The sequence below is a fragment of the Rufibacter roseolus genome (assembly GCF_017916365.1).
In the GTDB taxonomy this organism is placed as follows: Bacteria; Bacteroidota; Bacteroidia; order Cytophagales; family Hymenobacteraceae; genus Nibribacter; species Nibribacter roseolus.
Map to the genome: position 1 here is coordinate 1015904 of NZ_JAFMSU010000003.1, position 15996 is coordinate 1031899.

Here is a 15996-nt window from a genome sequence, read left to right on the forward strand (position 1 = left end):
CTGCTACGCATTTTCCTTGGTTTCCGCTAAAAATAGCGTAGAAGTACGAAAAATATTCCAATTATTCATGTCGGCGGCGGGCCTCATGCAGGTTCTTCCGCATGGAAAGGAATAATTCAATACTGCCTTGCAGGAAGGGCTCGTCTAACCAGGTTTTCACTTCCTCATCGCCGCCGGTCACCTCCATCTCACTTACTTTATAGGTTTGCTCAAAGGGGCCTAACTCCAGTTTAAGCAAGTACTTCCCGTTCCAGGCCAATAAGGTAATCTTGATGTCGGGGTGAGGAATATCAGCTACTACACGCATGGGTAAAGAAAAAGAATGAGGGTTTCAGTTCAAAACTACTGTACGCAAAGGTAACCGGGAGGATTTCAAAACTGTTACCCCAAGTTTAAGAATTCTCCTTCCGGGCAGCCATCTGCGATTCCACTCTTCAGAAGCAGAAAAGCGCTTACTTGTTTTAGCCCTGATTTCCTCTAAATGGCCTGTAAACTATAACTCAATCCCCATCTGGCGCATGAGTTGGCTGGCGTTGAAGCTCTGGCAGATGCCAGGCCGCAGGGTGTAGTCGAACCGCAGTTGGCCGTCTTCAAAATAGCTATTGAAACTGAAGTTCTGTACCGAGCCGGGCAGTTCCTGCTCCATATTACCCAGCTCCAGGTCATGGGTAGACACGAAGCCTGCCGCCTGCCGCTGGTGCAACTGCCTGATCAAGGCCATGGCTCCCTGATGGCGGTCATGGGAATTGGTGCCTTTCAGGATCTCGTCCAGGAAGAAGTACACCGGCTGGTTGGTGCGCGTGAGGTCCAGCAGGATTTTAAGGCGCTTGAGCTCGGCGTAGAAAGAAGAGGTGTTCTCCGCCAGGTTGTCCTCGGTGCGCATACTGGTGTACACCTGGCCGGGGAAAACGGTCACCTTTCTGGCGCAGACGGCCGCTCCGGTAAAGGCCAGCACCATGTTCACGCCCACCGCCCGCAGAAACGTACTCTTGCCAGACATGTTGGAACCTGTGATCAGCACCGTGTTGCCGGCACCCTTGAAGGAAATGCTGTTGGCCCGGCGGCCCGGACTGAAGATAAGCGGATGGCTCAGTTCATCGGCGCAGAACTCAAAAGGCTGGCCACTGATCTGGGGAACGGCGAAACCTGGGTTGGCATACTGGAAAGCAGCCAGGCTGGCGAGCGCCTCAAACTCAGCGGCAGCATCAAGCACCTGCCCAATGTTGCCCGACATGGTTTTCTTCCAGCGTTCCAGGCGCCACATCCAAATGAAATCCCACATAAGCATGTGGTTCAGGATAAAGTTAAGGTAGGTGTTAAGCCGCGCTGAGAGAAACTGGATAATGGAAGCCAGCTTGCGCACGTGCTCCGAGGCCTGCTGTTCGCCAATCTTGAGTTGCTGCTGCAGAGCTTGGGCCTTTTTGCTTTGGAAACTGCGGCCTTCAATATGCACCAACAGGTCTGTATAGCTGCGCAGGGTCTCATACATGCCGGTGCTCTCCTCATAGTACTCATCGCGCTGGCGCTGGAACCGGTAGGCCACCAGAAACTGAATCACTACCAGGGCTATGAATGGATAATGTGAGTGGTCCTGAGCCCAGTAAATGGCGGCGGCAATGGTGAGCAAGGGCAACAGGAACGTCAAGACCACCAGCCAGGGTTTACCGGAGAAAAAATCGGAGCTCTTGAGCCACTGCAGGAAAGGTTGGGGCAATTGCTGGGTTTTGCGATGGTGGTGCATGGCCCGGGCCTGCAGGTTCTGGCGCCACTCCAGATCAGGCTGGAGCTCGGCCACTGCTTCCTGCCGCGCTTTGATCTCCTCGGCCGAGGCCGGCGCTTTGAGCCACTCGGCCAGGCGTTGCTGCCCCAAACGCGTCACGGCCCTGTTCAAAAGCTGAAAAAGCGAATTTCCTCCGAAAACGTCCAGGTCGGCGGTGTAGAAATGGTTGGGTTCCTGAAACTCCTCACCCGCCGGAAAATCTGTGAGTTCGCCGCGCAGGCGCTCGTTTTCCTTTCTGTTGATGAGGCCCAGGTAAAGTTGGTGCTTGCGGGCGTACTCAATTTTGTTGTGCCAATAAATGAGCGCCGCGAAGATGAAGTACCCGCCAATGAGCAGGCTAAGCCCGGCCCCGTTGTGCCCGTAGTAAAACAACACTACGCAGCCCAGCACTGAGCCTACGAAAAAAGACAGCCTGAGCCACCCAACCCATCGGTATTTGGTAGCCTGCCGCTCCTCGGCGGCTAAAAAGTGTTGCTCACGCTGGGTGAACAACGCTTCTGGGGAATTTTGTATCATCAAGAACTACTTCAAATCATCAAAGAACCCGCTAGAGGTTCTGTCCTGCGGTTAGACCCGCGCCTAACTACCCAGGCAAAATAGGAAACTGCTTCCAGTATTTATTGTTTCAAGGTTGTTTTTTGGAAACTGGCTTGAAAACGAGAAACCTTCTTCTAGAAAGGTAAAACTGCCGAGTTATTGCCTGCCGAAAGCCATCTTTCACCTTCTCTTCTGTCATCTTGGAAAGATCTTGTGGGCAAACTGGAAATACAGGAATGTACCACCTCTACCGTTCTCCCACAAGATCCCTTTCAGGATGACAAAAGGTGAGTATACGTGGACACGAGCCGGAGGCTCGCGCCAGCGTTAGCAGTGTTATTGCTTCAGGGCTGTTTTCCTGAAATCGAACCGAAAACACAAAGCCTTAAATGGTGGCGATGCACTTGAGTTCTATGGCAATGGGCGTGGGCAGCGCGTTTACCTCTACCGTAGTGCGGCAGGGCTGGCAGTCTTGGAAATACTGGGCGTAAATGCGGTTGTAGGTCTGGAAATCAGCTTTCATGTTGGTGAGGAACACCGTTACGTCCACCAGGTTCTCCCAGGCAGAGCCGGCCTCTTCCAGAATGGTGCGCACGTTCTTGAACACCGAGTGGCATTGGGCCTCTATGTCATAGCTGGTGATGTTGCCAGCCTCGTCCAGGGTCACACCCGGGATCTGTTTCACGCCTTTCTCGCGGGGTCCCACACCCGAGAGGAACAGCAGGTTGCCTACTTTACGCGCGTGCGGGTAAAGGCCTACCGGTTCGGGGGCCTGTGAAGCGTTTACTATTGCGGGCGGTGTCTTGTCCATGGTCTTTCTGTTTTGAGGCCAGTTTTCCTAAAATAAGCTAAAAACAGGGCAAAAAAGAAGCGGACCTTGGTAGGTCCGCTCTCCCCATGATAAAATGCTGGTGCTTTTAGTTGAAGGCAATGCTGCCGTATCTGCTGGTGACGCTCACCGTGCCTTTGGGCGAGGCCGACTTCCCGTATTTGCCTTTGTAGGTGCTAGAGGTGTTGCGCACCTCCTTGAGACTGAAGTTGGCCAGATCCTGGTCTACCTTGAAGTTGCCGTATTGGGTGTCTACCTCAAAGTTGAAGGCCGAGTTATCGGCGAAGCCCAGGGCCATGCCGGTGTAGCCACCCGTCAACTCCAGTTTCCGGAAGTTAGACGACACGTTGTTGATCTCGAAGCCCGAGCAGTACTTCACGTTGAGGCTGGCAGATTCCCGAAGGCTCCCTATTTTGATGCCCGAGTAGCTGCCCGTACCGGTGATCTGCCCGGCGCTGCCAATGTGGAAGCGGGAATCATAGCGGCTGGCCATGGTAAGCATGTCTACCTTGTCAATGGTGATGCTGCTGTAAGCGGTGACGGTGTTGATGTCATCGGCGCCCATTAAGCGCATGTGAGAGTACTTGAACAGCAGGTCGCCGCCTTTCACGTAGCCTAGCATACACTCGCCCCCGCTGTAGGTCACCGTGATCCGGTTCTTGGGGTTGTTAAGGCTACCGGTGGTGAGTTTGCCGTACTGCACCTCCAGATCAGTGGGGCCGTCAAAGTCGGGCATCTGCACCAGGCCGTATTTATTGGCGATGCGCAGTGGGTTGGCTCTGGGCATTTTCACCAGGTAATTGATCTCAAAGGCTTTCTCGCTGCTGGTCCTGATCTGCATGGGCTCCCGCTCCGTCACAAAGGACACCAGGTTGTTGCCTAAATCCTCGTTCACCCTGATGTTGATCTTGTTCAGGATTTCCTGGGCTTTCTCCTCGGTCATGGCGCGGGCCACCACAGTCACTTCCACGGCAATCTCGTTTCTGTTCCAGGTCTGCACATCTACCCGGCCAAACTGGTTCTCAATGTTGAGCTTGTCTGAGCGGTCTACCTTGAAGGAGCGTTCCACTTTCTTGATCTTGGTGTGGGCATAGGCTCCCTGCAAGTCTGGGGTGGGCTGTTCTGGCCCAGGCTGCTCGGTTGGGATCTGCGGCGTGTCTATGAGCACCTGGTTCAGGTGGATGGAAGGCAGCGACAGGTGCTCAAGCTCTAACTTCATCTCACAGGGAGAAACCTGGGCTAGTTCTGCCAACGCATCGGGGGTTGGCAGGGCGGCCAGGGCATGCTGCACCTGCGGGACCACCTCTACCCTTATCTCATCTTTCAAAACTTCTTTGCAGGACGCAGACACACGCGGGGTCTGCCCCTGGGCGGTCCCAAGCGCGAAGCAAAAGCAAGTAAGCAGTACTAGTTTAGATATTGGTTGTTTCATGACGCGCTGGGGTTTTTACGTTACTTCTGCTTTCAAGCACTTCCAGTTGTTGGTTCAGCAGCGCGATTCTCATTTTGAGGTTATCGCTCATGGCCTGCAGAAGCACTTCTTTGTTAGGCGTGGTGTAGAGTTCTTTTTTGAGTTCGTTATAAGCCGAGTCCAGCTCTGCGAACCTTACCTGGCCGGCGCCCATGGCTTTGAGCTCAGACTTCTTCTTCTCAATCACCCGCACGTACTTGGTTTCTATCTGGCGCAGCTCTGGGGCTATTTTCTCCAGCGGCACCGGCTGGGTGGTAGCAACGGCATCTGTGGATTCCTGGGTATTCATGTAGTAGCGGGCCGAGAAGGCCACCATCACCAGCAGGGCTATGGCGGCGGCGTAGCGCCAGGCGGTGTGCCAGTTGATGGAAATTACTTTGGCCTCCTGTTCTGTCTCAATGGGAATGACGGGCTTTTTCTCCTCCTGCTGTAGTTCTGCGGCAATGTCCTGCCACAGATCCGGTCGGGGGGCAAAAGAGTCAAACTCCTCTCGGTGGGCCTGTACAAAATCTTTTAATCTATCTTTCATGGCTGTTGCGCTTTGTACTCGTATTTAAATGCTGCCCGTTTAGGTGCTGTTTTTACTTTTTCAGCTAAAAAACGACTGCTCCTGAATCAAGCCTAGCAGTTTCTTGCGGGCCCGGCTGTACTGCGATTTAGACGTGGCCTCGCTGATACTCAGGATGTCGGCAATCTCGCCATGGTCATATCCCTCCAGGAGATACAGCGTGAGCACCACGCGGTAGCCGTCAGGCAGAGACTGAATGGCTTTCTTGATGCTTTCCACTTTGTACTCCAGGTCTTCCTGGTCTACCTCGGGGCCTTCGTCGGCGAAGTCCTGATGGTCTTCCATGGGCACCACCTGCAGGCGCCGGCTGCGCACTTTGGTGATGGACTTGTTGATGACAATGCGCTTTAACCAGCTGCCAAAAGTAGAGTCTCCCTTGAAGGTATGCAGTTCCCTGAACGCGCTCAGAAACGATTCCTGCAAGACATCCTCTGCCTCGGTATAGTCATTAGTAATGCGCATGGCCACGTTGAACATGGACTTACTGTAGAGTTTGTACAGTTCATACTGCGCCTTCCGATCGCCCTCCTTACAGCGGGCCACCACGTGCGCGTTAACGTCGGTGTATTCCAGCGTCTCCAAATTGTTACCTTTTAATGCTCATCATGACGGTAATTTCAGTAACAGCAACCCGGAACAACACCAACACTTTTCATTGAGCCTATCGGCTCTCTCCTGTTCCAAACTTCTACTCTAAAGACTAGGCAAAAGCCTAAGGGTTGCACCACGCTCCAAAAAAATCCTGTTTATGAAATAACCTTTAATTTTTCATTTTATTTCTCAATTTTGCCCAAAAAACAGAAAACAATGAAACAATTGCGCCCCTTTTTACTCCTTCTACTGCTGTTTAGCCCTGGTTTTTCCGTTTTCGCCCAGAAAACGCCCGCAGCCTCCCAATCTTCCGCGCCGCGCGAAATGCGCCTGACCATGAGCGACGGCACCGAACTCTATGTAAAGGTATCAGGCAAGGGACGGCCCTGCCTTTTCATCCACGGCGGCCCCGGCGCCTGGAGCCATTCCTTTGAAGTGCTGGGCGTGAATACCCTGGAAGACTCCCTGCAGATGGTGTATGTAGACCAGCGCGGCAGCGGCCGGTCTGGGAAAGCGCCCGAGGGCAATTACAGCCTGCGGCGCACGGTCCAGGACTTTGACGAGGTACGTCAGCAACTGGGCTTTAAGCAGTGGACGGTGCTGGCCCATTCCTTCGGGGGAATCCTGGCCACCGAATACGCCTACTACTTCCCGCAGACCATCTCCCGCATGATTCTCCTGAATGGCACCCTTAACCTGAACTACTCGGCGCAGGTGCAGATAGACAAAGGCCTGGAGATTCTGAAGCCTGAGAACCCCGCCCCGTTCCTGGACCAGAACAGACCGGTGATTGACCGTTTCATGATGATCATCCAGGCCCTGAACGAAAAAGACAAGTACCACCAGCTCATGTACACCACGACTGAGGGTCTCCGGAAAATGAACGAAGAAGACGCCAAGCGCCCGCCTAACTACAGCTTCGGGCAGGCCTGGATGAACTACCCAGAGTACTTCCAGGATTTCACCGAGGTAACCCGCCACCTGAAAATGCCGGTGCTGGTGATCTCTGGGCAGCAGGATTTCTCCATCGGGCCAGACCATTACAAGAGCTTCAAATTCCCGAACCAAACGACAGCCTCTATGCCGGGCGGCCACGTGATTTACCTGGAGCAGAACGCCCAGTTCCAGAAGGCCATCAAAGAATTCCTGAAGAAAACGAGCAAGAAAAGCTAGGCCCTGGGGCTTCTGGCTTTGTAGGACCAGGTGATCCGGAAACGGGCCACCTCCTCGCCCTGCTCATTACGGCCAATGCTCAGTGCCTGCACATTGTGGCTCTGCCCGGTGGCTTGGGCGGCCCTTACGGCCGCGGCAATGGCTTCCCCATCTGAACAGGTGAAGGTAATGGTACCCACCGCTTTCTTGCTGAAATTGGCCTCCATGCCTACCACCAGCATAGACACCGAGGGCTGGGCCCCGTGCAGATACATCATGCTCAACACCCCGGAGGCCATCTCTGCAGCCATGCTCAGACAGGCAAAGTAAATGGACCTGAACGGATTTTTGGTCAGGTACTTGTACCCGATGGTTACCTGCGCTTCCTCCTCCGTGAGCCGTTTGATCTTGATACCCGCCAGGTACGCCATGGGCAGGTTCCTGAGCAGGAACAGCTTCAGCTTCACAGGATTGGTGATCAGGTTGCGGAAAGGAGCGGTAGAGGCGGTTGTCATAAGCCAGCGGTTGGTGCCTGAGAAAAGATAGGCATTCTGCCCGAGGTTTGAAAACCCCGCCCATCCGTTTCCCAGCTGGATTCTGGAAAACGGCCCTAAAACAGAAAGGCCCGAACCATATTAGAATGGTTCGGGCCTTTCTGTTTTCACCTAGGTTTTAGCTGCCTGATAGGCCTCTACTAAAAGCTTCGTTTTAGGGCCATTTAAGCCAAAACAGACCTAAAACAGCCGTTTGCATTTGAGGCATACGACTAAATGCCTTTCACCTTCATCTTCAACCCGTACACCGATCCCATAGCTGTTATAAACAGCGTGGACCGGTCTTTGCCGCCGAATACCACGTTGGCGGTCCAGTTCTCCTGGATGGGAATCTGGGCAATCTGCCGGCCTTCCTTGTCAAACACGGTCACGCCCTTGCCGGTGAGGTACAAGTTCCCCTGGCTATCTATGGTCATGCCGTCAGAGCCCATGTCTGCGAACAGCTTTTTGCCGGAGAGGGAGCCGTCTTTGTTGATGGTATAGACGTAGGTTTTGTTGGCTTCAATGTCGGCTACGTAGAGCTTCTTCCCATCGGGGGTGCCTACAATTCCGTTTGGTTTCACCAAGGTCTCGTCTACTGGGTAGAATTTGGTTCTATCGGGGCTCAGGTAGTAGAGGTGCTCGCCCTCCTGCTGGCGCTCTGGGTTACGGGTCCAGTAATCTCTTTTGTACAGGGGATCTGTGATGTACATGGCACCTGAGGGGGCAACCCAGAGATCGTTGGGACCATTGAGCAGTTTGCCTTTGTAATCCTTCACCAACACCGTATGCTTCCCGGCCTGGTCAAAGGACCAAAGCTGGTTGTCCATATCGGCAGCGGCAATGAGGTTGCCTTTCCGGTCAAAATACATGCCGTTGGCCCGTCCCGCCTGGTCCTTGAACAGGCTGATCTTCCCCGTACTCGCTGACCATTTGTAGATCTTGTTATTGGGCTGATCTGTGAAGTACACGTTGCCCTCTTGGTCTGCCGCTGGCCCCTCAGTGAAGGAGTAGCCATCGCCCAGTTTCTCCACTTTGGCGCCTTTGGCAACAATACCGTTTTTGTCTGTGATCTGGGCAGACAGCAGTTTGGGGATAAGAAAAAGAAGGGCAGCGCTCGCCGCCAGAATCAGGACTTTGGGTTTGGTCATTACAATTACAGTTTACTTTTCAGTTTGTAGCCGTACCACAGCCCGGCCACGGAAACCGGGATAAGGCACAATACGGCCACCCAGGCAAAAGGCTTCATGATGTAGTTCAAGAGCCAGCCTCTTTCTACCGGACCCGCGGCCGCCTGCAAAAGCAACGCGGCCAGGCAGCAGATCAACGTGGAGAACAGCACCACCTTTAGGCTGGAGAAGACTCCCACCCAGGCGTACTTCTTTTTACGCAGCATGATTTTCACGCCGGCCTTTCTGCCCACCAAAAAAGCGAACAGCAGGCTGGAGAAGACAAAGATGGTCACGTTGGCTGCTCCCAGGTACGTGACGATGTCCCAAAACATCTGGGCGGAGCTGGTCACGGCCAGCATAAAGGTGAAGAAGAGCACGGCAATGGCCACCTCGGTGACCAGCGTTGCCCTGATTGCGTAGGCAATCCCTTGTCTTCGCGCTCTTTTAAGGGTGGTATCCATGAGGATTTTTGTTTCTTGCTGAGAATCAAACAGGTTAACTAATGAACAGTTTCACTTTCCCTCTTGAGAGGAAATCACCCTAAATACCTTGCCCTTCTCCATCAAAATGGTTGTGCTATAGCGTTGTAATGCGGTATAGTGTTGCAAAGTTATTTATATGGGTTCGGGGTACTTTTCATAGACAGAAGCACATTCGTACTCTTTGCCATTCCAATCAACTATAATTGGTTTACACCGAATATCTACAACATCTTCTCTACTTCCTAAAAGGTCTATACTAATCTTAAAAGATTTTACCGCCTCAAAATGGATTTCTTCTTTATACAAGATTTCTAAAAACCTCACTTTAAGTTGACTCAAGGAGGTTTTTACGCCTGAGTGCTCTATGGAAGGATAAATGGTATTGTTTAAAACATCCAACTCTAAATGAGTAAACCCCATTTTCAAGGCTAATCTATATAAAACAGTACTAGTGTATTTTCCACCTATAAGGCTTAATGTACTCAAATAAGAAGCTGCTGTATTGTGACCAACTGATTTAAGCTTTTTTAACTTCATAACTTTGCTTCAAGCCTCTGCTTCGTACTTTATTTGCCTTCTTAGAAGTCGAATTTGATGCCTTGGGCCAGCGGCAACTCCCGCCCGAAGTTGATGGTGTTGGTTTGTCTTCTCATGTAGAAGCGCCACGCATCCGAGCCCGACTCGCGCCCGCCCCCGGTGTCTTTCTCGCCCCCAAATGCCCCGCCAATCTCGGCCCCTGACGTCCCGATGTTCACGTTGGCGATGCCGCAGTCAGAACCCCAGTGGCTCAGGAAGGCCTCGGTCTCCAGCAGGTTAGAGGAGAATATGGAAGAGGAAAGTCCCTGGCGCACGCCGTTCTGGATGTCAATGGCATTGTTCACGTCGCCGCTGTACTTGATGAGGTACAGAATGGGCGCGAAGGTTTCTTCCTGCACGGTGTGGTAATGGTGCTCGGCTTCCACAATGGCCGGGGTAACGTAGGTACCGGTGGCGTATTCCTCCCCTTCCAGCACCTGGCCGCCTATGAGCAGGTTTCCGCCCTCGCCCTGCACCTTCTCCAGCGCGGCCAGGAAAGCCGTGGTGGCGTCCTTGTCAATAAGCGGCCCCACCAGAATACCGTCTTTCAGCGGATCCCCGATGGGCAGGTTAGGATATACTTTCAGGAGGCGTTCTTTCACCTCGTCATAGATGCTGTCATGGATGATGAGGCGCCGGGTAGACGTGCAGCGCTGGCCGCAGGTTCCTACCGCCCCAAACACCACCGCCCGGATAGCCATTTCCAGATCCGCGTTGGGCGTGATGATGATGGCGTTGTTTCCGCCTAATTCCAGCAAAGAACGCCCTAAACGCCGACCCACAGCCTCGCCTACTTTCTTACCCATGCGGGTAGAACCAGTAGCCGAGATCAAAGGCAAACGCTCATCATGCGCCATTTTGCTGCCCACCATGGCATCGCCGATGATGATGTTGAACACCCCCTCGGGCACCTGGTTCTGCTCCAGCACCTCCCGGATAATATGCTGACAAGCCACGGCCGTCAACGGCGTTTTCTCAGATGGTTTCCAGACCACTACATCGCCGCAGATGGTTGCCAGCATGGCGTTCCAGCTCCAAACCGCCACCGGGAAGTTGAACGCCGAGATCACACCCACCACGCCCAGCGGGTGGTATTGCTCATACATGCGGTGCGTAGGGCGCTCTGAGTGCATGGTGTACCCGTGCAGCTGCCTTGACAAGCCCACCGCGAAATCGCAGATGTCAATCATCTCCTGCACCTCGCCCAGGCCTTCCTGCAGGATCTTGCCCATTTCGTAGCTCACCAGTTTGCCCAAAGGCTCTTTGTACTCGCGCAGTTTGAGACCTATCTGGCGCACCACTTCGCCGCGCTTGGGCGAGGGCCAGGTACGCCACGCCAGAAACGCCTGCTGCGCCGTAGTCACCACTTGCTCATAGTCCGCCTCAGAGGCCATGTTCACCGTGGCAATGGGCTTGCCGTTGGTGGGTGAATGAATGGTGCGGGATTCTGCATTGTTCTCTCCGCCCCACTTCAGCCCGGTGCTGTAGGCGGGGTTAGTGTCCTGGATACCCAGTTGGGCTAGAATATCCGTGATATCGGTTTGGAGCGTGGTCTCGGTCTGCATATAGGTTCTGGTTAACTTCTGGTTTTTGGGGAATAAGGCACTAGTATAGCCCTTTCTACCAACATAAAAAACAAAAAAGCTCCTGCCGCAGGGCAGGAGCTTTGCAAGAGCCGTTTAGGGCTTATATTTCTCAAAACAGGTCAAAATTAGCGACCCAGGGCGTAATAAGCACGACGACCATCTGGGTAAACCCCTTCAATGAGGAGTCCGCCGCGGCGGGTGCCTTTGAGCACTTTGTCTACGTCCTGAGGCGCGTTGGTGGGCGCTTTGTCAATGCTGGTGATGATGAAACCATCTTTCATACCAGTCTCAGCGAAGGCACTTTCCTCTACCCCAGTGATTTTCACACCACCCGGAATATCCAGTTTGTTCAGTTCCTGCTTGCTGGCAGCCTCAAACTTGGCCCCGTCAATGGTCATGGCCTTTTTGGAGTTAGGGTCACGTTTCACGATCTCGGTGCTGCCGCTGGCGTTACGCAGGGTTACGTTGGCAGTTTTGTTGCTGCCTCCGCGCAGGTAAGTCACCTTGATCTTATCGCCAGGACGGTAGCGGGTCACCTGCTCCTGCAACTGGGCACCGGTGTTCACTTTCACCCCATTGATTTCAGTGATTACGTCACCTTGCTCAATACCGGCGTTTTTGGCGGCGCTGCTTTCAGAGAAACCGGCCACGTACACCCCGTTCAGGGTTTTCAGGTTTTTCTCTTTGGCCAGATCGGCGTCTACTTCCTGCATCTGCACCCCTAACAAGGCACGCTGTACTTCACCGTATTTCAGGAGGTCATCCACCACTTTGCTCACAATAGATGAAGGCACCGCAAAGGAATAACCCGCGAAAGAACCAGTCTGCGACGCAATAGCGGTGTTGATCCCGATGAGGTCACCGTTCAGGTTCACCAAGGCACCCCCGCTGTTACCTGGGTTCACGGCGGCATCGGTCTGGATGAAAGACTCCACGCTCATGTTCCCGGCACCTTGCAGAATACCTACGTTACGGCCTTTGGCACTCACGATACCAGCGGTCACGGTTGAGTTCAGGTTGAAAGGGTTACCTACTGCCAGCACCCACTCGCCCACTTTCACATTGTCAGAGTTGCCGTAGCGCAGGGCAGGCAAATTGTCAGCGTTGATTTTCAGCAGCGCGATGTCTGTGTTAGGGTCAGTACCCACCAGAGTGGCCTCATACGTGCGTTTATCGTCCAGGATCACCTGTATTTTATCGGCACGGTCAATCACGTGGTTGTTAGTCACCACGTATCCGTTAGAGGCGATGATCACCCCAGAACCGGAGCCCATGGCCGGACCTTGCTGCTGGCGCTGATATCCTTCAAAATCATCACCGAAGAAATCACGAAAGAACGGATGAATTTCACCTGCACTTGGCCCACGGCGTGCCTGTACTTTATATTCTGTAGTCACGTGCACCACCGCCGGAGTCACCAACTCAGCCGAGGTCACGAAATTGAGGCCTTCCGGCACCACCACATCTGAGGTGCGCATGGCACTGGTATACCTCACGTTGGTATTGGGCAACTGCTGCCCGCTCACAGGAGCATCATCGTCCAACAGTCTGTAACTCCCAACGGCTACGCCTCCACCTACCATTGCAGAGAGCATCAGCCCCAACATTAGCTGTTTAGTTTTCATATTGATTGGTCAGCTATATAGGTTAATAAATTGAAAAGTATCTCTTTTCTTAAGGTAATGGACAGTCTTGTTTCTTCTGTACGTGGGTAACGCTAAAATAGCAAAACTAGTATTATATCATACTCAAAGACTACGCCAAAAAGGCGCCCAAAAGCGCCTTTTTAACATATTCTTAACTTTTGGTTACTTTACAGAAATCTGGTGCTTCACCACTTTCTCTTCCACTTTAGGTACGGAAATATGCAGCACTCCGTTCTCGAATTGGGCATCAATTGCCGCGGCATCAATGTGCTCTGGCAGTTGGAAAGAGCGTCTGAACTTACCGTACAGGTTCTCTACGCGGTGGTATTTCTGATCCTGGTTTTCTTTCTTGAAAGTACGCTCGCCACTTACGCGCAACACGCCTTCCTCAAACTCCACGTTGATGTTTTCTTTGGTCACCCCTGGCAGGGCCAGTTCCACCTCATAGGTCTTCTCAGTTTCCCAAAGATCAACGGCCGGCGTGAAACCCTGCACCCGACGGTTGTTCACAGTGTCCTGAAAAAAACTGTCCAAAAGGCTGCTGAAAGTCTGTGGCGCTCTGCCTTGCAATACCGGATGTTGTTTTACAGTTGTCATTGTCTTTATCTCTTAGGTTTTAATTTCTAGTTGGATATCTACCTATTAGTAAATTTTGTACCAAACGTATAAACAGAGCATATACAGACATTAAGTCTTGCTTTATAGATTTAACTAGAATTAGTTAAGACATTTTGTCTTAAAAATATTATTCAGAGTGGAAATTTGGTCATCCCGCATGGTTGATTTCTGAAAAGCATTACCCTATGCCGCAATGATAAGCATTGGTAAGCATTGGTAAGCCCCAGTTGCTACTAGTGGTTTCTGGCTTATTTTCTGAAAAGCGGCCTGAAACTCAAACCCACCCCTGCCTCTCAGAGGATAGAATTCCACAATGCCTCAGAAGATAGTTGAGCCGCAGGTTTGGTTGTTGGTGATAACACCAACAACGGCAGGCATGACGGGTGAGGTTAGGAGGAGAATGTAAGGGCACCTCTTGTGGGTGCCCTTTCAGGTAGCGTCTGTCCTTTGCGGAGGAGACCCGTTGGAGACAAGGCCTGCCTTGTCTCTACATGATAACCTAACCTAACCTAACCTAACCTAATGCCACAAACACCTGTTTTCCTGCGGCAGGCCGGGGCGAAGGCCTACAGTGAGGCCGAGACACGGGCTGCCGCAAGCAGTAACAGTTCAAGCCGTGATGGCCTACGTCAGCTATGAAAAAGATTGCTTTAGCCAAGTGGTACCTTTACTGAAGCCTCACTGTCCGAGCGTCAGCGAGTTTGAGGCTTCTTGATTCTTTTGGTTACTTTTCTCATCAAGGAGAAAAGTGACAAACGCCGGCAGACCGCTGTTGCAGTTCTGAGGCTTGGTAAGGAAAAATTTGAAAGTAATATCTCCAAAGTGGTTTTGAGGCTGACACCTCACTGCAGTTGCAAACTGCAGACCATGGTAGGTCCAAGTTGAAAACTTGAACCAGGAAAGAGGGGCTAGAGAAGGAAACAATTACATTCCTTTTCAACCTGCCCTATTCAAAAAGATATCTGCATATGACAAGGGCAGTTTATAAGATTAGCTTAAAAACCAAAACCGCGAAAAAACCATAGCCTTCTGCTTAGAGCCTCTTTTCTCAAAAAAGGGCTCCAAACAGAAGGCTTTCTATATCTAGAAAAAAAGGTTTCTACAAAGAAAATCAGCTTACAACTGAGCGGTCAGTGCGTGAAGCTCACTGATGGCCAGCCAAGCCATAAGGCCACTACCAACTTCCAGGGCTGCTTCGTCAATGTTGAAGGTGGGGGTGTGTACGCCGGACGTGATGCCCTGTTCCTCGTTGCGGGTACCCAGGCGGTAGAAGCAGGCAGCGGTTTGCTGGGAGTAGTAGGCGAAATCCTCGGCGGCCATCCACATGTCCAGGTCTTCTACGTTCTCCGGGCCAAGATAGGCTTCGGCGGCGGCGCGGGCGCGGGCTACCAGCGTGGGGTCGTTCTTAAGGAAAGGATAGCCGTCCATGATGTTGATGTCGCAGGAACCGCCCATGCTTTCGCATAGCCCTTCGGCCAGTTTCTTGATTTTTTGCTTGGCCTCGACGCGCCAGGTTTCGTCCATGGTACGGAAGGTGCCTTCTATGTGTACCTCCCCCGGAATCACGTTGGTGGCGCCGTTGGCAATGACTTTCCCGAAGGACAGCACCGATGGTACCTTAGGATTGGCCCGCCGGCTGACGATCTGCTGCAAGGCCACCAGCAAGTGCGCCGAGATCAGGACAGGGTCCACCAGTTGCTCGGGCAAGCCGCCGTGGCCGCCTTTACCTTTCACGGTGATGTAGATTTCATCGGCGGAAGCCATGTACATACCGGAACGGAACCCGACTTTGCCCGAGGGAAGAAACGGAAACACGTGTTGCCCCATGATGCTTTGCGGCGTTGGGTTCTGCAGCACGCCTTCCTTGATCATCAAAGACGCGCCTCCCGGAAATTTCTCCTCGCCGGGCTGGAAAATAAGCTTCACGGTGCCTTCAAATTCTTGGCGCAGCTCCTGCAGAATGCGGGCTGTGGTCAGCAACGAGGAGGTGTGTACGTCATGGCCGCAGGCATGCATCACACCTTCGTTACGGCTCTTATAATCCACCTCGTTCGTCTCCAGAATGGGCAGGGCGTCTAAATCGGCGCGGAGGGCGGTAGTGGCTTTCTCGGGGTTGCGGCCTTTGACCAGCGCCACTACCCCGGTTTCGGTGACACGCTCCGGCTCCAGCCCGTACTCCTGCAGTTTCCGGAACACGTAAGCTGAGGTCTCAAATTCCTGGAAAGACAGTTCGGGGTTCTGGTGCAGGTGATGGCGGGTAGATACCGTGTCTGACGCGTATTTCCGGGCGAGGTCTTGTATATGGTGGGTTAGTTCTTGCATAGTAGAAAGGCAAACGAATAGGGCAAAGGTACGGCTATAAACCGAAAATGCCGTTTAGAGCCTGTTTACAGAAAACAGCCTCTAAACGGTACATTATCCATTCACCAATATTTGCTGAGATGTAGAATTCTGA

The 15996-nt window shown here is 52.6% G+C and carries 15 protein-coding genes; 1 reads left to right on the top strand and 14 read right to left on the bottom strand.

Annotation, left to right across the window (positions count from 1 at the left end):
- Window positions 1-61 precede the first annotated feature (61 nt).
- From J3P35_RS20015 to J3P35_RS20040, 6 genes are all read right to left on the bottom strand, one after another.
- Window positions 62-307: a hypothetical protein gene (locus J3P35_RS20015; protein WP_210466515.1), complete on the bottom strand. Its 246-nt coding sequence runs from the start codon at window positions 305-307 to the stop codon at window positions 62-64.
- Between the two features lie 186 nt (window positions 308-493).
- The gene (locus J3P35_RS20020) at window positions 494-2296 is read right to left on the bottom strand and encodes a MutS-related protein (RefSeq protein ID WP_210466516.1); all 1803 of its coding nucleotides are present in this window, start codon (window positions 2294-2296) and stop codon (window positions 494-496) included.
- A gap of 406 nt (window positions 2297-2702) precedes the next feature.
- A complete protein-coding gene (locus J3P35_RS20025) occupies window positions 2703-3128 on the bottom strand; it encodes a RidA family protein (RefSeq protein WP_210466517.1) in 426 nt (141 codons plus the stop codon).
- Window positions 3129-3234: 106 nt separating this feature from the next.
- Window positions 3235-4578, bottom strand: coding sequence for a hypothetical protein (locus tag J3P35_RS20030; RefSeq protein ID WP_210466518.1), 1344 nt, complete (start codon window positions 4576-4578; stop codon window positions 3235-3237).
- Complete coding sequence (locus tag J3P35_RS20035; protein WP_210466519.1) at window positions 4559-5146, bottom strand: anti-sigma factor; 588 nt, start codon at window positions 5144-5146, stop codon at window positions 4559-4561. Before J3P35_RS20035 ends, J3P35_RS20030 begins: the two co-directional genes overlap by 20 nt.
- Window positions 5147-5206: 60 nt before the next feature.
- Window positions 5207-5767, bottom strand: a complete 561-nt coding sequence (locus J3P35_RS20040) for an RNA polymerase sigma factor (protein ID WP_210466520.1) — start codon at window positions 5765-5767, stop codon at window positions 5207-5209.
- A gap of 225 nt (window positions 5768-5992) precedes the next feature.
- Between J3P35_RS20040 and J3P35_RS20045 the strand changes: the two genes are divergently transcribed.
- Window positions 5993-6949: an alpha/beta fold hydrolase gene (locus J3P35_RS20045; RefSeq protein ID WP_210466521.1), complete on the top strand. Its 957-nt coding sequence runs from the start codon at window positions 5993-5995 to the stop codon at window positions 6947-6949.
- On the opposite strand, the gene J3P35_RS20050 is transcribed toward J3P35_RS20045, so the two are convergent.
- From J3P35_RS20050 to J3P35_RS20085, 8 genes are all read right to left on the bottom strand, one after another.
- Entirely contained in the window at window positions 6946-7443 is a 498-nt protein-coding gene (locus tag J3P35_RS20050; RefSeq protein WP_210466522.1) for a DUF4442 domain-containing protein, read from the bottom strand. The genes J3P35_RS20045 and J3P35_RS20050 overlap by 4 nt on opposite strands.
- 251 nt (window positions 7444-7694) lie before the next feature.
- Window positions 7695-8612, bottom strand: a complete 918-nt coding sequence (locus tag J3P35_RS20055) for an SMP-30/gluconolactonase/LRE family protein (protein ID WP_210466523.1) — start codon at window positions 8610-8612, stop codon at window positions 7695-7697.
- 5 nt (window positions 8613-8617) lie between these two features.
- Entirely contained in the window at window positions 8618-9094 is a 477-nt protein-coding gene (locus tag J3P35_RS20060; protein ID WP_210466524.1) for a hypothetical protein, read from the bottom strand.
- 153 nt (window positions 9095-9247) lie between these two features.
- Window positions 9248-9652, bottom strand: a complete 405-nt coding sequence (locus tag J3P35_RS20065) for a hypothetical protein (protein ID WP_210466525.1) — start codon at window positions 9650-9652, stop codon at window positions 9248-9250.
- Between the two features lie 41 nt (window positions 9653-9693).
- Window positions 9694-11256: an L-piperidine-6-carboxylate dehydrogenase gene (gene amaB, locus J3P35_RS20070; RefSeq protein WP_210466526.1), complete on the bottom strand. Its 1563-nt coding sequence runs from the start codon at window positions 11254-11256 to the stop codon at window positions 9694-9696.
- A 146-nt stretch (window positions 11257-11402) separates the two neighbouring features.
- Window positions 11403-12902: a Do family serine endopeptidase gene (locus J3P35_RS20075; protein ID WP_210466527.1), complete on the bottom strand. Its 1500-nt coding sequence runs from the start codon at window positions 12900-12902 to the stop codon at window positions 11403-11405.
- 183 nt (window positions 12903-13085) lie between these two features.
- Window positions 13086-13520 carry an Hsp20/alpha crystallin family protein gene (locus J3P35_RS20080; RefSeq protein ID WP_210466528.1) on the bottom strand — a complete coding sequence of 145 codons (435 nt, stop codon included), beginning with the start codon at window positions 13518-13520 and terminating at the stop codon, window positions 13086-13088.
- Window positions 13521-14657: 1137 nt separating this feature from the next.
- Complete coding sequence (locus J3P35_RS20085) at window positions 14658-15863, bottom strand: M20 metallopeptidase family protein (protein ID WP_210466529.1); 1206 nt, start codon at window positions 15861-15863, stop codon at window positions 14658-14660.
- Window positions 15864-15996: the final 133 nt, after the last annotated feature.

What these genes read in the sequence shown, in the direction of transcription:
- J3P35_RS20035 (WP_210466519.1), bottom strand. Translation starts at nt 5,146, where the DNA reads ATGAAAGATAGATTAAAAGATTTTGTACAGGCCCACCGAGAGGAGTTT.
- J3P35_RS20045 (WP_210466521.1), top strand. Translation starts at nt 5,993, where the DNA reads ATGAAACAATTGCGCCCCTTTTTACTCCTTCTACTGCTGTTTAGCCCT.
- J3P35_RS20015 (WP_210466515.1), bottom strand. Translation starts at nt 307, where the DNA reads ATGCGTGTAGTAGCTGATATTCCTCACCCCGACATCAAGATTACCTTA.
- J3P35_RS20085 (WP_210466529.1), bottom strand. Translation starts at nt 15,863, where the DNA reads ATGCAAGAACTAACCCACCATATACAAGACCTCGCCCGGAAATACGCG.
- J3P35_RS20060 (WP_210466524.1), bottom strand. Translation starts at nt 9,094, where the DNA reads ATGGATACCACCCTTAAAAGAGCGCGAAGACAAGGGATTGCCTACGCA.
- J3P35_RS20030 (WP_210466518.1), bottom strand. Translation starts at nt 4,578, where the DNA reads ATGAAACAACCAATATCTAAACTAGTACTGCTTACTTGCTTTTGCTTC.
- J3P35_RS20055 (WP_210466523.1), bottom strand. Translation starts at nt 8,612, where the DNA reads ATGACCAAACCCAAAGTCCTGATTCTGGCGGCGAGCGCTGCCCTTCTT.
- J3P35_RS20075 (WP_210466527.1), bottom strand. Translation starts at nt 12,902, where the DNA reads ATGAAAACTAAACAGCTAATGTTGGGGCTGATGCTCTCTGCAATGGTA.
- J3P35_RS20050 (WP_210466522.1), bottom strand. Translation starts at nt 7,443, where the DNA reads ATGACAACCGCCTCTACCGCTCCTTTCCGCAACCTGATCACCAATCCT.
- amaB (WP_210466526.1), bottom strand. Translation starts at nt 11,256, where the DNA reads ATGCAGACCGAGACCACGCTCCAAACCGATATCACGGATATTCTAGCC.
- J3P35_RS20025 (WP_210466517.1), bottom strand. Translation starts at nt 3,128, where the DNA reads ATGGACAAGACACCGCCCGCAATAGTAAACGCTTCACAGGCCCCCGAA.
- J3P35_RS20080 (WP_210466528.1), bottom strand. Translation starts at nt 13,520, where the DNA reads ATGACAACTGTAAAACAACATCCGGTATTGCAAGGCAGAGCGCCACAG.
- J3P35_RS20065 (WP_210466525.1), bottom strand. Translation starts at nt 9,652, where the DNA reads ATGAAGTTAAAAAAGCTTAAATCAGTTGGTCACAATACAGCAGCTTCT.
- J3P35_RS20020 (WP_210466516.1), bottom strand. Translation starts at nt 2,296, where the DNA reads ATGATACAAAATTCCCCAGAAGCGTTGTTCACCCAGCGTGAGCAACAC.